Origin of the sequence: Ralstonia sp. RL, assembly GCF_001683835.1 — a bacterium.
Lineage (GTDB): Bacteria > Pseudomonadota > Gammaproteobacteria > Burkholderiales > Burkholderiaceae > Ralstonia > Ralstonia mannitolilytica.
The window spans coordinates 1-15,921 of record NZ_LWRX01000079.1 but is presented as its reverse complement, the minus strand read 5'-3'; the positions used below and the strand labels follow the sequence as shown (position 1 = coordinate 15,921).

Below are 15,921 nucleotides of genomic sequence, written 5' to 3'. Positions count from 1 at the left end.
CGCCGATCACTCCACCTTGAACGGATAGCTGGCCGTCTTGCCGTCGCCCTGGAACGCCTTGGCTTCCGGCTGGTACATGCGGAAGTAGCGCACCGGCGGCAGCGCAAAGCGGCCCGGCAGCGAGAAGCGCACGAGCTGCCGCAGCACGGTCGGGCGCTCCAGCGCGGGCACCGGCTGGTTGTACGAGAGCTGACCCATTTCATACGCGGCCTTGCGCTCGAACGGCTGCGGGCCGTTGCCTTCGTTCGGCTCACCCTTCAGCCCGTCGATCTGGATGCCCCACGTGGTGGCCTCCACTTCGGCGCCCGGCGGCAGCGGCACCTCGACCAGGCCGTAGCGGTACGTGCCCTGGCGCGGCGTCAGCACGACCTCGTCGACGTAGAGCGCATTGCTGTCGAGCGTGTCGCCCGGCTTGACCGGCTTGGCCTTGAGCGTGATGCCGCTGGTGCTGCCCGCGCCGGCTACGGGCTGCTTGGCGGCCTTCGTGTCGGCCTTGGGCGCGTCCGTCGGCTCCAGGCGATACAGCTTGCGCTCGACCGTGATCGGCAGCCTGGACGCTTCCGGCGCGCGGCTGCGGTACGACACGATGGCCGATTGCGTGGTCACATCGGTCGGCGCCGTCGTCAGGTCCAGCGCGGCGGGGGCTTGCGCGCCGGTCCAGCGCCACGTCGGCACACCGACCGGCGAGCGCGTCGCCAGCCAGCCGCCCGCCGAGACGGCGGGCTGGATGGTGGCAACGCTGGCGCCTTGCAGGCCGCCCAAACCCTTCTGCAGCCAGACCAGCGCCACAGCGCGATCCATCGTCGGCATGGCGGCGCTGGCGCGGGCCAGCAGCGGTGCCGGGTCGGCAGCCGAGCGGCCACCGCCCATCAGCAGCAGGCTTTGCACCAGCGGAGAAGTGTCGGCAGCCAACGCATTGCGCGCGGCGATGTCAGCGGAGACCAGCGCTTCCGGCACCGGCTGGCCGACTTGGCGCATCAGCTGTGCCGTCAGCACCGTCGCCACCTGACGGCCGCGCGGCGAATCCGGCGCCACGAAGATCAGGCTGTCGCCCGCGGCGGGGTCGGCGTCGGCCGAGGCCTTGGGCGCCTTACCGCCGCTGGGCGCAAGCTCGTTCGCCACGCCCGACAGCGGCGTCGCCACGGGCAAGCCCATCTCGTTGGCGAACCACAGCGCCAGCGCGCGGTGCAGCAGCGGCTCGTTCTGGCTGGTGCGCTTGTAGGCTTCGAGCACCTGCTTCCAGTTGTCTGCCGGCAGGCTGATGCCGACTGAACGGCTGGCAAGCCAATCCGCGTAATACGCATACGACGTGATCAGCGCGCTACTGGTGGTCAGCTCGCCCCACCAGCCGAAGGTGCCGTTGGTGCCGGCCAGCAGGGCCAGACGCTGGCGTTGCGTGCGCAGCAGCGCGTCGACGCCCTGGGTGCCGGCCGGGCCGCCGTCGCCGAGGCGCGTGCCAGTGGCCGCCAGACTCTGCTGGGCCAGTGCCAGCGGAATCAGCCGGCTGGCGGTCTGCTCGGCGCAACCGTACGGATATTCGATGAGGTCATCGGCCACACGAGCAAACTGGCTGGCCGTGTTGCCGACCACGCGCAGACGCACGTCGCGCGCATCGGCGGGCAGGCCCAGCGGCAGGCGCGTGCCTTGCAACTGCGTGAGCGGGACGACGTTTTCGCGGTCCGCCAGCCAGCCGGTCGCATCCAGCCTGAGCGTGGTCTGCAGGCGGTCCGACACCTTGTCGTCCTGCTTCAGCTCGGCATTGACCACACCCGCCTGCAGCGCCGTGACGGGCGCGCGCAGGTAGTTGGCGCCGCGCTTGAGCGTCACGCGCTGGTTGATGTTCAGGCCGGCGCCCGAGACGATCCAGTCGGCGGTGATGTCCTTGTCGGTCTGGTTGAAGGCGACCATGTCCAGGCGCGGCTGATCGCTTTCGCGGAAGCGCTGCGGGCCGGTCCACTTGAGGTACAGCGGCTTGTCGGAGCGGATGCTCGCCGTGCGCTGGCCAACGATGCCGTCCGATGTGCCGGTGGTGGACACCGCGCGCACCGTGATGCGCCAGCGCGCCAGCGAATCCGGCATCTTGAAGGTCATGCGCGCACGGCCATCGGCGCCGGTCTGCAGGTTGGCGACCCAGGCAGCGGTGTCCTTCTCGTCGCGGCGCGGGCGTTCGAGCACCTTCACGCCGCGCTCGTTATGACGGCCGTACGTGCCGCCCGGCTTGCCCGGCAGCGACGCAAGCGCGAGGTCATAGCTGATGAAACTCTGGCTCGACGTGGTGCGCACGCTGTTGCGGCGCGGGTGATAGAAGAAGTCGACGATGCTGGGCGCCACTTCAGGCTGCAGCACGTAGATCATTTCGTCGACCACCGAGACGGTCAGGTTGGCCGGCACAGGCTTGCCCGCCAGCGCGCTGGTCAGGTCCAGCGTGACGGTCTCGCCCGGCGCGTAGACGGCCTTGTCCGCATGCACGCCCAGGTCCAGCGTCGGTTGCGTGACGACGATGCCGGCGTTCTGGAACACCATGTCGCCGTCGCGCACGTACAGCACTGAGAACGTCATGTTGGGCGCGAACTCTGCACCGATCTTGATGCGCGCGCGGTACTGCGACGGCGTGACCTTCTGCAGGCTCAGCCATTCGCCGCCGCGCGTGAGCAGGGCGTGGCGCTCGACCTTGTCGCGCTCGAGCGTGAGCAGCGCGTCGTCCACCGGCAGGGGGAACGTGATCAGCGCTTCGGCCGTGTCGCCAATCTGGTAGCGATCGCGGTCGAACACCATCTCGATGTTGCCCGGCACGGTCTGCACGCCGTCGCCGGCCACCCAGTGGCTCGATGCGGCGAGCAGGTTGCCAGCAGCATCACGCACCGACAGCGTGTATGAGCCCGGCTGGTCAAACTTGACCGGGAACGTGGCGTTGCCCTTGGCATCCGGCGCGAGCGTGCCTTCCGTGCGGGTACGCGTTTCCAGGCGCACCAGGTCCCACTTGGCGGGCGGCGCGCTGGCACCGCTTGCGCCACCCACAACCGGCATCGGCGTGAGCGTGAACGACACGTTCTGCCCCGGCGTGGTGAAGTTCGACGTGGTCGACAGCTTGTACGGCGTCGCGCCACGGGCGATCAGCAATTCGCGCGTGACCTTCACGCGGTACGCCGCGCCATCGTTGGCAAACACGGTCACGACGTAGCGGCTCGGTTCCTTGGCGGCGGGCAGCTCCAGCTTGGCGTTGCCGTCGCCATCGGTGACAAGCTCCTGCTGCTCCAGCTTGACGGGGAACAGGCCCGCGTAACGCAGCTCGCCCTCCACCATCGTCACCTGTTGCGCGCGCAGGCTGACCGACACCTTGCCGTTCTTGACCGGCTTGCCGTCCGGATAGCGCAGGCTGATCTTGCCCTTGACCGCTTCGCCCGTGCCGTAGCTGGCCTTGTCGAGCGACAGGTTCACGTCAAAGTGCGGCTTGATGTATTCAGCCACACGGAAGGCGCCGCCGTAGGTGCCGCCGTTGTAGTCGAAGCGCAGCGAGTAGCCGCCGGCCGGCGCGTTGGACGGCAGCGTAAAGCGCGCGTCAGCGCCCGTCTCGCCCGTCAGGCGCGTGGTCGTCGTAGCCACAGGCGCACCGTTCGGGTCGAGCACTTGCAACTTGATGTCGCCGGCCGCCGGCGCGGTCGACTCGGTCGCGTTCTTGAAATTGCGGCCGATGAACTTGACGCTCACTTCGTCGCCCGGCCGATACAGCGGGCGATCGGTGAAGGCGTACAGCTTGGTGTTGTAGATCTCGCTGTCGTAATAGAAATTCTCGGAGATGAACACGCCGCCCGCGCGGTCGCTGCCGATCACGTAGCTGCGTTCAGGCGACACGTGACGCAGATCGGCCGTGCCGTCCGCTTCGGTGGTGCCCGAGGCCAGCACACCGACGCCGTCCGTCCAGCTCACCGACGCGCCGCCGACGGGCTTGCCGCTCTTGCGTTCGGCCGTCCACACCATCATCCCTTGCGACGTGCCCTTGGTGACGGCCACGGTGTCCGACACGAATAGCAGCGTGTGCGCACGGTACGCCCCAATCACGGCTTCAACGATGTACAGACCCGCCGGCAGCTTGCCGACCGGGATCATCACGTTGCCGGCGTTCTGCGGCATCCATTCGCTGCTGCTGCCTTCGAGCTTCACGTCCTTGGGCGGCGCGATCGGCTTGGCATCCCAGATCGGGTAGCGGAAGCGGCCCAGCAGCTCGTAGCCCTTGAGCGGCGCGTATTGCGGGTTGTTCGAGAAGCGCGTGGGCGCGGTCATCTGGTCGCCCATGCTGAACTGCGGCGCGGTCTCCACGGCCTTGCTGCGTGTGGCGAACGACAACACGCGCTGCCAGGCACGGCGGGCTTGGCGCGTCCAGTTGTCCCACAGATAGGCGAGCGTGTTGGCCAGGCCTTCGCCCGTGTAGTTGGCCTTGACGTCGATGCGGTGCAGGTTCTTCTGCGCCTTCAGAAACTCCAGCGGCTGCGGCACGCGGTAGACGAGGATGTCTGCGCCGCCGTAGCGGGAGAGTTCGTCCTTGTATTCGCGGCCCGGGGCTTCGAGGCGGACCAGCGCTTCCTGATCGGTGCCGTAGCTCGCATCGGAGAGCAGGAAGAACGGCTGGCCCTTGATCGGCTCGTAGCCGCTGCCCGGTACGTCGAACAGCGTTGGGTTCGGCGCGTCTGCCGCGTGCGCTGCGGGCACCGAAGCGACCAACGCCAGCACCGTCACGCAGACGGCGGCAACGAGATTGAACGACAGCCAACGGTTGCGCATGCGTTTTTCTACCGTGTCAAAAAGGCCAGACGAAACACGCCGATGAAGTTGGGGTTGCCGCTCTGCGGCTGCCAGCGCGAGTCTTTCCATTGCATCAGTTCAGAAACCGGGACCGCGCGCAGGCCGTTGTCGGTGCGGGTGACGGTGCCGGTGTGGTAAGCGATGTAGCGATCCATCCAGATCATCAGATGCTGGTCGTCGCCTTGATCGAAGAAGAGCAGATCGCCCGGGAGCGCCTGGTTGACGTCCTTGGCGATGAAGCGGCTGTTCTGCTGGATGAGCCCCAGCGCCGAGACATACGCGCCGGTGCTGCCATCGAAGCGTGCCCACCGCTGCGTAAGCGTGCGTTGGGCGGGCGTGAGATTCAGCTCGGGCGGCAGTTGCCGTGTGGATTCCGCATCGCGCATGCCGTTGGCGCGCAGCCAGCGGGCGTCGTGGGGGCGCAGCGCCTCGCCGGCGGCAAAGCGCACGAGGCCGGCGCAGTCACGGTGCGTCCAGCGCGGGGTCGGGCCTTGGCGAAGCTGCTCGTTGACGATGCGAACGAACCACGCGCGAAACACGCTCGATTGGTCCGCCGTAAGGGCATCGGCATCCGCCGGAGCCGTGTCGGCCCAGCCCGACAGCGCATGCACAGACGGAGCGAGCAGGCAGGCGCCCGCCGCCGTCAACCAACGGCGGCGGTTCAACGCGGCGGCCTGGGCGCGCAACGTCATTGCTGCATGCTGGTGTTGTCTTCGGAGGCGGGCGCCGCAGCCACTGTGGCGGGCGCGTCGGCCGACGGGGCTTGCGCTGCCGTTGCGTCAGCCGGGGGCGGCGTGCCATCGCCACCGGCAGGCAGACCGCGGCCGCTCGACAGCCACGTCACCGGCACCCAGCCGCGCGCCGACGGCACACCGCCGTCCAGCGCCAGCGATACCGGCGCGTACCGCGACAGTGCTTTCAGCTTCGGAAACAGATGCGTCTGTGCCGCGTTCAGGAACACCGCTTCCTGATCGGCGGGCAGCGCGGCCGCGGCTTCGCGGCGAACCAGCGGCGCGAGCGCTGCGGGCGTCATCGTCAGGACGATGCGATCGGTCTTGTCCTTCGGCAGGCTATCTGCCACGGCGGGGAAGCGCTTGGCGAGCACCGCCAGGGCGTCTTCAACGAGGCGCGCGTCCGGCGAGAACACGACCACGTCACCCGCAATCGCCAGCGTGACCGGGAAGTAGCGATCCGCCGACAGCTGCGCCGCAAACGGTGCGCCAGCCGATTGCGCTGTACCGTAGCGCGCGCTGACCGGGCGCTGCCACAGCGTGGCGTTGGCGGGGCCTTGCTTTGTCGTCACCGGCAGGCGCTTGTACGGACCGGACTTGTCGTCGGCCTGCGCCTTGGCTTCGTACGAACCGACAATCTGGCCGAACAGCGCGCCGAGCGCCGGCTTGACCGCCTCGGCCTGCGACGCCGATGCCAGCTTCGCCACGAACAACGGCGCCACCAGCGACGACTTGCCGTACCAGCACGCAGCCGCCGGGCCCGCAAATGCATCGCCGACATGCGCGGCGGCGTCGCTGATTTCCTTGGCGTCGCCCGCCACGGACTTCAGCAGCGTGCCGGCGGCCTTCCAGTCGACCGGCAGCGTGGCGCACGCGGCAGGGTCAGACGGCAGCGCGCGCCAGAGTCCGGCGTTGTCCCACTTGGCCGACAACCGGGCCGGGTCGATGAGCGCGGCGCTCTGCCAGCCGTTGCCCACGCCGTCTTTGCCCGCACCGAAGTCGAAACGCAGCGCTTCAATGCCGGGGAAGTACTGCTGATAGCCGAACGACAGATAGTTGGCGCTCACCACAACGTGATGGCCCGTCGGCTGCTGCGCGGGCAGCGCGTACGCCGTGCCCTGCACGTTGCGCTTGTCCGCATCGTTGGAGAACAGCGCCGCCAGCGCGTTCGCCTGCTTGGCAATCGGCTTGCCGTCCTTGTCCAGCAGCATGCCCGGCTCGGACAGCGCGATCAGCCGGTCGCCCTTGCTGGCAATCAGGATCGAACGCGTGGCCGAAAGCCTGAGCGCATAGACCGGCGCGCCCGAATCACCCAGCCCATCGGCGACCTTGCTGAGCTGCGCATCGCTCGTTGCCACGGTGGCGACGGCTTCCAGCGCCTTGGCCAGGCCGTTGCGCTGCATGGAGAGCACCCAGTAGCGCAGCTTGTCGTCCGGGCCGCGCCACAGCATCACGCGCGCGGGCTCGTCAAACACGTGCCTGAGCACGGTCTCGGCCAGGTCGAGCTTCTGCTCGTACGCCAGACGGCGCAGCGCACCGGCCACCGAGAGGCGGTCTTCGTTGCCTTCGTAATAGGCGACGAAATCTTCGGTCAGGACGTCGCGCAGCAGCGGCACACGCAGCACGTCGCGCGGCAGTTGCGACAGGCTCTGGCTGTCGATGAGCGCATCGGGGTAGGTCAGGTCGAGCTGGACCTGGCGGGCGTGCAGCGCGCGCGTGCGGCCAAACGGGTGCCAGACCATCTGCACCACTGCCGCACCGGCAGCCACCAGGACAATCGCGCCGGCGGCGATCTGCTTGCGTGTGAGCTTCATGGAGGAATCGTCGGCAAGACTGAGGAGGGCCGGCGATTGCAGAATGTGCCGGTCTATAACCGCGAGATCATAGCGGCAGGCATGTTAAGGCGGGTTAACGTGCGGAAAAAACGGGTAAATACAACAGCACCGGTCCGGTTTGAGGCCACGGTGCAGCGGTGTTGGCCGGTGCCGGCGATCTTCCAGCAGCGCCATGCCCGCGGTGCGATGCGAGCCGCGGGGGCAAAAGAAAAAAGCCCGGCACCCCAAAAGGGGCCGGGCTTTTGATGCGAAGGACGCTGCCTGGCTTCAGGCTGCGCCGCCTTCCTCCTGGTGAGCGACAGGCGTCTCGAAGATCGAAGCGGCTTCTTCCTCGGCGATCGCTGCCGCGCGGTCGCGGTCGGCGGCTTCCTTGGCCTTGCGGGCGCGGTGGTAAGCCAGACCGGTACCCGCCGGGATCAGGCGGCCGACGATGACGTTTTCCTTCAGACCACGCAGGTCGTCGACCTTGCCCATGATGGCGGCTTCGGTCAGCACGCGCGTGGTTTCCTGGAACGACGCCGCCGAGATGAAGCTGTCGGTCGACAGCGACGCCTTCGTGATACCCAGCAGCAGGTTCTCGTACGTTGCCGGACGCTTGCCTTCCGCGATCACGCGGTCGTTCTCGTCGAGCAGCTCCGAGCGCTCCACCTGTTCACCCGGGATGAACTTGGTGTCGCCCACATCGACGATCTGCACGCGGCGCAGCATCTGACGAACAATCACCTCGATGTGCTTGTCGTTGATCTTCACGCCTTGCAGACGGTACACGTCTTGCACTTCGTCGACGATGTAGGTCGCCAGTTCTTCCACCCCCTTCAGACGCAGGATGTCGTGCGGGTCGGCCGGGCCTTCGACGATCATCTCGCCCTTGTTGACGACTTGGCCGTCGTGCACCAGCACCTGCTTTTCCTTGGCAATCAGGAACTCGTGGGCGTTGCCGTCGAGGTCCGTGATCACCAGGCGCTGCTTGCCCTTGGTGTCCTTGCCGAACGAGACGGTACCGGTGACTTCCGCCAGCACGGCGGCGTCCTTCGGCGAACGCGCTTCGAACAGCTCGGCCACACGCGGCAGACCACCGGTAATGTCACGCGTCTTCTGCGATTCGGTCGGAATACGTGCGAGCACTTCACCCACGTGCACTTGCTGACCGTCCTTCACGGTGATCAGCGCGCCCACCTGGAAGCCGATGGTCACGGAGTGGTCCGTGCCCGGGATCTTCACTTCGGCGCCCGACGAATCGAGCAGCTTCACCTGCGGACGGATGCCCTTCGAAGCCGAGGTGCGACGCTTGGCGTCGATCACCACCAGCGTCGACAGGCCGGTCACTTCGTCCATCTGCTTGGCGACGGTCACGCCCTCTTCGACGTTCTCGAACTTGATGGTGCCCGAGTACTCCGAAATGATCGGACGCGTCAGCGGATCCCACGTGGCGAGCTGCGTGCCGGCCTTGATGGCCTGGCCATCCTGCACCAGCAGCGTTGCGCCGTACGGAATCTTGTGGCGCTCGCGCTCACGGCCGTGGTCATCGGTGATCAGCGCTTCGCCCGAACGCGAGATGACGATCTGCTCGCCCTTCGCGTTGGTGACGTAACGCATGGTCGCCGTGAAGCGCACGGTACCGGTGGCCTTCGCTTCCACGCTCGACGCCACTGCCGCACGCGATGCCGCACCACCGATGTGGAACGTACGCATCGTCAGCTGCGTGCCCGGCTCGCCGATCGACTGCGCGGCGATCACGCCCACCGCTTCACCCGAGTTCACCAGCGTGCCGCGGCCAAGGTCGCGGCCGTAGCACTTGGCGCACAGGCCGTAGCGCGTGTCGCAGGTCAGCGGCGTGCGGACCTTGACTTCGTCCACGCCGATCGAATCGATCAGGTCGACGAGGTCTTCGTCAAGCAGCGTGCCGGCTTCGATCGCGGTTTCCTGCGTTTCCGGGTTCACCACGTCGTTGGCCGTGACGCGGCCGAGGATACGGTCACGCAGGGCTTCGATCACTTCACCACCCTCGACCAAGGCCTTCATAGCCACGCCGTTGGAGGTGCCGCAATCGTCTTCCACCACCACCAGATCCTGCGTCACGTCGACCAGACGACGGGTCAGGTAACCCGAGTTCGCGGTCTTCAGTGCCGTATCGGCCAGACCCTTACGTGCACCGTGGGTCGAGATGAAGTACTGCAGAACGTTCAGGCCTTCGCGGAAGTTCGCGGTAATCGGCGTTTCGATGATCGAGCCGTCCGGCTTGGCCATCAGGCCACGCATACCGGCGAGCTGGCGGATCTGCGCCGCGGAACCCCGTGCGCCCGAGTCGGCCATCATGTAGATGGAGTTGAACGACTCCTGCTTGACGGTGTTGCCGTGGCGGTCGACCACGTCTTCGGTCTGGAGCTGCTCCATCATCGCCTTGCCCACCTGGTCGCCGGCGGCGCCCCAGATGTCCACGACGTTGTTGTAACGCTCCTGGTCCGTCACCAGACCCGACATGTACTGCTTGTCGTATTCCTTCACCTTGGCGGCGGCCTCGGCGATGATCTTCTCCTTGGCCGGCGGCACCAGCATGTCGTCGATGGCGATCGAGATACCGGCGCGCGTTGCCAGGCGGAAGCCAGACTGCAGCAGCTTGTCAGCGAAGATCACGGTTTCGCGCAGACCGCACTTGCGGAATGCCGTGTTGATCAGGCGCGAGATTTCCTTCTTCTTCAGCGGCTTGTTCAGCACCGAGAACGGCAGACCCTTCGGCAGGATCTCCGACAGGATCGCGCGGCCGACCGTGGTCGACTGCAGCGTGATCTTCGGCGCAAAACGGGCGTCGCCGTCGGCTTCCGGGTTCACCAGTTCGTACTCGGTGATCCGCACGTTCACGCGCGAAGCCAGTTCGACTTCCTTGTTCTCGTAGGCGCGGATGACTTCCGAGATGTCGGCGAAGGTCATGCCCTCGCCCTTGCCGTTGATCTTGTCGCGGGTCGCGTAGTACAGACCCAGCACCACGTCTTGCGACGGCACGATCGACGGATCGCCGTTGGCCGGGAACAGCACGTTGTTCGACGCCAGCATCAGCGTGCGCGCTTCCATCTGCGCTTCGAGCGACAGCGGAACGTGAACGGCCATCTGGTCACCGTCGAAGTCGGCGTTGAACGCCGCGCAGACCAGCGGATGCAGCTGGATGGCCTTGCCTTCGATCAGCACCGGCTCGAACGCCTGGATACCCAGACGGTGCAGCGTCGGCGCACGGTTCAGCATCACCGGGTGTTCACGGATCACCTCTTCGAGGATGTCCCACACCACCGGGGTCTGGCTTTCCACTTCCTTCTTCGCCGCCTTGATCGTGGTGGCGATGCCCATCGTTTCCAGCTTGTGGAAGATGAACGGCTTGAACAGCTCGAGCGCCATCAGCTTGGGCAGGCCGCACTGATGCAGCTTCAGCGTCGGGCCCACCACGATGACCGAACGGCCCGAGTAGTCCACGCGCTTGCCCAGCAGGTTCTGACGGAAACGACCGCCCTTACCCTTGATCATTTCCGCCAGCGACTTCAGCGGACGCTTGTTGGCGCCGGTCATCGCCTTGCCGCGACGGCCGTTGTCCAGCAGCGAATCCACGGCTTCCTGCAGCATGCGCTTTTCGTTGCGCACGATGATCTCCGGCGCCTTCAGCTCCAGCAGACGCTTCAGACGGTTGTTCCGGTTGATCACGCGGCGATACAGGTCGTTGAGGTCCGACGTGGCGAAACGGCCGCCGTCCAGCGGCACCAGCGGACGCAGTTCTGGCGGCAGCACCGGCAGCACTTCGAGGATCATCCACTCCGGCTTGATGCCCGAACGCTGGAATGCCTCGAGCACCTTCAGGCGCTTGGCGAACTTCTTGATCTTGGCTTCCGAGCCCGTGGCCTGCAGCTCGGCGCGGATCGTCTCGATCTGCTTCTCGATGTCGATGCCGCGCAGCAGCTCGCGGATGCCTTCGGCGCCCATCATGGCGACGAACTCACCCTCGCCGTACTCGTCGCACTTGGCCAGGTAGTCGTCTTCCGACATGATCTGGCTCTTCTTGAGCGGGGTCATGCCCGGCTCGACCACGACGAATGCCTCGAAGTACAGCACGCGCTCGATGTCGCGCAGCGTCATGTCGAGCACCATGCCCAGACGCGACGGCAGAGACTTCAGGAACCAGATGTGCGCGGTGGGCGCAGCCAGTTCGATGTGGCCCATGCGCTCGCGGCGCACCTTGGCCAGCGTCACTTCCACGCCGCACTTCTCGCAGATCACGCCACGGTGCTTCAGGCGCTTGTACTTGCCGCACAGGCACTCGTAGTCCTTGATCGGGCCAAAGATCTTGGCGCAGAACAGGCCGTCGCGCTCAGGCTTGAACGTGCGGTAGTTGATGGTCTCGGGCTTCTTGACTTCGCCGTACGACCACGAACGGATTTTCTCCGGCGACGCGAGGCCAATCTTGATCGCGTCGAACTGCTCTTCTTGCTGTACCTGACGGAATAGGTCGAGCAATGCTTTCATTCCAAACTCCTTGAGTTTGAGGCTGGCACCCCGGCTACCAGGGCACCGGCCCTAAATCTTCGTCAATGGCTGCTGTTACCGGAGCGCGGCAATCGTGCTGCCGCGCCCCCATCCCATCGGCGCTCAGTTGCGCTCGAGGTCGATGTCGATACCCAGCGAGCGGATTTCCTTCACCAGCACGTTGAACGACTCCGGCATGCCGGCATCGATCGAGTGCTCGCCCTTGACGATGTTCTCGTACACCTTGGTCCGGCCGTTCACGTCATCCGACTTCACGGTCAGCATTTCCTGCAGCACGTACGACGCGCCGTACGCTTCCAGCGCCCACACTTCCATTTCACCGAAACGCTGGCCACCGAACTGGGCCTTACCGCCCAGCGGCTGCTGTGTCACCAGCGAGTACGGACCGGTCGAACGCGCATGCATCTTGTCGTCGACCAGGTGGTGCAGCTTCAGCATGTGCATCACGCCCAGCGTGACCGGACGCTCGAAGGCTTCACCGGTTCGACCGTCGTACAGCGTGACCTGCTGCTTGGAAGCGGTCAGGCCCTTTTCCTTGGCGATGTCGTCCGGGTAGGCCAGATCCAGCATGCGCTTGATCTCGTCCTCGTGCGCACCGTCGAACACCGGTGTCGCAAACGGCACGCCCTTCTTCAGGTTCTCGGCCAGCTCCAGGATCTCGGCGTCCGACAGGCTGTCCAGATCTTCGGTCTTGCCGCTTTCGTTGTAGATCTGGTTCAGCAGCTTGCGGATCTCGGCAGCCTTGGCTTGCGCCTTCAGCATGTTGCCGATGCGCTCGCCCAGGCCGCGTGCGGCCCAGCCCAGGTGGGTCTCGAGAATCTGGCCCACGTTCATCCGCGAAGGCACGCCCAGCGGGTTCAGCACGATGTCTGCCGGCGTACCGTCAGCCATGTACGGCATGTCTTCGATCGGGGTGATCTTCGACACGACACCCTTGTTACCGTGACGGCCTGCCATCTTGTCGCCAGGCTGCAGTCGACGCTTCACGGCCAGGTACACCTTGACCATCTTGATCACGCCCGGCGGCAGTTCGTCGCCTTGCGTGAGCTTCTTGCGCTTCTCTTCAAACGCGAGGTCGAAGTCGTGACGCTTCTGCTCGATGGCTTCCTTCACGGCTTCGAGCTGGGTGGCCACGTCGTCGTCCGCCGGGCGGATGTCGAACCAGTGCCACTTGTCGAGGTCGTCCAGGTATTCCTTCGTGAGCGCGGTGCCCTTGGCCAGCTTCTTCGGACCACCGTTGGCCACCTTGCCGATCAGCAGACGCTCCAGACGCTGGAAGGCATCGCCTTCCACAATACGCAGCTGGTCGTTCAGATCCAGGCGGTAGCGCTTCAGCTCTTCGTCGATGATGGACTGGGCACGCTTGTCGCGCGTCACGCCTTCACGCGTGAAGACCTGCACGTCGATCACGGTACCGCTCATGCCCGAAGGCACGCGCAGCGAGGTGTCCTTCACGTCGGACGCCTTCTCGCCGAAGATCGCACGCAGCAGCTTTTCTTCCGGCGTCAGTTGGGTCTCGCCCTTGGGCGTGACCTTGCCGACCAGCACGTCGCCAGCTTCGACTTCCGCGCCGATGTACGTGATGCCCGATTCGTCCAGGCGAGCCAGCTGCGCCTCGGCCAGGTTCGAGATGTCGCGCGTGATTTCTTCCGGTCCGAGCTTCGTGTCGCGGGCCACGACCGACAGTTCCTCGATGTGGATCGAGGTGTAGCGGTCTTCGGCCACCACGCGCTCCGAGATCAGGATCGAATCCTCGAAGTTGTAGCCGTTCCAGGGCATGAACGCGACCAGCATGTTCTGGCCGAGCGCGAGCTCGCCCAGGTCGGTCGAGGCGCCGTCGGCGATCACGTCGCCGCGGGCCACGTGGTCGCCCACCTTGACCATCGGACGCTGGTTGATGTTCGTGTTCTGGTTCGAACGCGTGTACTTGATCAGGTTGTAGATATCCACGCCGACTTCACCGGCCACGGCTTCGTCGTCGTTTACGCGGATCACCACGCGGTTGGCATCGACATAGTCGACGACGCCGCCGCGCGTGGCCTGCACGGCCGTACCCGAGTCGACCGCAACGGTGCGCTCGATGCCGGTACCGACCAGCGGCTTGTCCGCACGCAGGCAAGGCACGGCCTGGCGCTGCATGTTTGCGCCCATCAGTGCACGGTTCGCGTCATCGTGCTCAAGGAACGGCACCAGGGAGGCTGCAGCCGACACGATCTGCGACGGCGCCACGTCGATGTACTGCACGCGGTCCGGCGTGACCATGCGGGTCTCACGCTCGCTGCCTTCACGCGCCGACACCAGTTCGTCGATCAGGTTGCCGTCCTCGTCCACCGTCGCGTTGGCCTGCGCCACCACGTACTTGCCTTCCTCGATGGCCGACAGGTAATGCACTTCGTCGGTCACCTTGCCGTTCTCGACCTTGCGGTACGGCGTTTCGAGGAAGCCGTAGTCGTTCAGGCGTGCATACAGTGCCAGCGAGTTGATCAGACCAATGTTCGGGCCTTCCGGCGTTTCGATCGGGCACACGCGGCCGTAGTGGGTCGGGTGCACGTCGCGGACTTCAAAGCCCGCACGCTCGCGCGTCAGACCGCCCGGACCCAGTGCCGAAATACGACGCTTGTGCGTGACTTCCGACAGCGGGTTGGTCTGGTCCATGAACTGCGACAGCTGCGACGAACCGAAGAACTCGCGGATCGCCGACGAAATCGGCTTCGAGTTGATCAGGTCGTGCGGCATCAGGTTTTCCGTCTCGGCCTGGCCCAGACGTTCCTTCACGGCACGCTCCACGCGCGACAGACCTGCGCGGAACTGATTTTCCGCCAGTTCGCCGACGCAGCGCACGCGACGGTTGCCGAGGTGGTCGATATCGTCGACTTCACCCTTGCCGTTGCGCAGGTTCACCAGCAGCTTGATCGTGTCGAGGATGTCCTCATCCGTGAGCACCATCGGGCCGTCGCCGGTCGGGCGGTTCAGGCGGCTGTTGACCTTCATGCGGCCCACGCGCGACAGATCGTACGAATCTTCGCTGTAGAACAGACGCTGGAACAGCGCTTCGACAGCGTCTTCGGTCGGCGGCTCGCCGGGGCGCATCATGCGGTAGATGGCGATGCGCGCGGCGGTCTGGTCGGCGGTGTCGTCGGTGCGGAGCGTGGACGAGATGTACGGACCCTGATCCAGATCGTTCGTGTACAGGGTCTGGATTTCCTTCACGTCGGCGTCGCGCAGCTTCTCGAGCACGGCTTCGGTGAGTTCGTCGTTGGCGTTGGCCAGGACTTCGCCGGTATCCGGATCGACGATGTTCTTCGCCAGCACGCGGCCGAGCAGGTAGTCTTCCGGCACGCTGATCAGCTTGGTGCCGGCCGCGTCCAGGTCACGGATGTGCTTGGCGTTGATGCGCTTGTCCTTCTCGACGACGACCTTGCCGTTCTTGTCGGTAATGTCGAAGCGAGCGACTTCACCGCGCAGACGCTCGGGCACGAATTCCATCAGCGCGCCTTCGCTCTTTAGCGTGAAGTTGTCGAACACGAAGAAGTGCGCCAGGATCTGCTCGGGCGTCAGGCCGATCGACTTCAGCAGGATCGTCACCGGCATCTTGCGGCGGCGGTCGACGCGGAAGTACAGGATGTCCTTCGGGTCGAATTCGAAGTCGAGCCACGAGCCGCGGTACGGAATGATCCGCGCCGAGAACAGCAGTTTGCCCGAGCTGTGCGTCTTGCCCTTGTCGTGCTCGAAGAACACGCCCGGCGAGCGGTGCAGCTGGGACACGATCACACGTTCCGTGCCGTTGATCACGAACGAGCCGGTGGACGTCATGAGCGGGATTTCGCCCATGTAGACTTCCTGCTCCTTGATCTCCTTGACCTTGGTGGGGTTCTCGCGGTCGTTGATGATCAGGCGCACTTTTGCGCGCAGCGCCGAGTGATAGGTCAGACCACGCTGCTGACATTCCTTGACGTCAAACGGCGGGTTGGACAGGGGGTACGACACGAACTCCATGCGTGCCAGCCCGTTGTGCGACACGATGGGGAAAA

5 protein-coding genes are annotated in these 15,921 nt (G+C 65.5%); all 5 read right to left on the bottom strand.

Features of this window, described 5'->3' with window-relative positions:
• Positions 1–6: 6 nt before the first annotated feature.
• Positions 7–4,779: an alpha-2-macroglobulin family protein gene (locus A6M56_RS08035; RefSeq protein WP_102080173.1), complete on the bottom strand. Its 4,773-nt coding sequence runs from the start codon at positions 4,777–4,779 to the stop codon at positions 7–9.
• A gap of 8 nt (positions 4,780–4,787) precedes the next feature.
• Positions 4,788–5,492, bottom strand: coding sequence for a DUF1175 domain-containing protein (locus A6M56_RS08030; RefSeq protein WP_062739625.1), 705 nt, complete (start codon positions 5,490–5,492; stop codon positions 4,788–4,790).
• A complete protein-coding gene (locus tag A6M56_RS08025; protein WP_102080174.1) occupies positions 5,489–7,345 on the bottom strand; it encodes a DUF2138 domain-containing protein in 1,857 nt (618 codons plus the stop codon). The genes A6M56_RS08030 and A6M56_RS08025 overlap by 4 nt, the downstream gene beginning before the upstream one ends.
• 288 nt (positions 7,346–7,633) lie before the next feature.
• The gene (gene rpoC, locus A6M56_RS08020; RefSeq protein ID WP_045785064.1) at positions 7,634–11,869 is read right to left on the bottom strand and encodes a DNA-directed RNA polymerase subunit beta'; all 4,236 of its coding nucleotides are present in this window, start codon (positions 11,867–11,869) and stop codon (positions 7,634–7,636) included.
• Positions 11,870–11,992: 123 nt separating this feature from the next.
• Positions 11,993–15,921, bottom strand: a 3,929-nt coding sequence (rpoB, locus tag A6M56_RS08015; protein ID WP_286758022.1) for a DNA-directed RNA polymerase subunit beta, incomplete at its 5' end; no start/stop codon positions are given.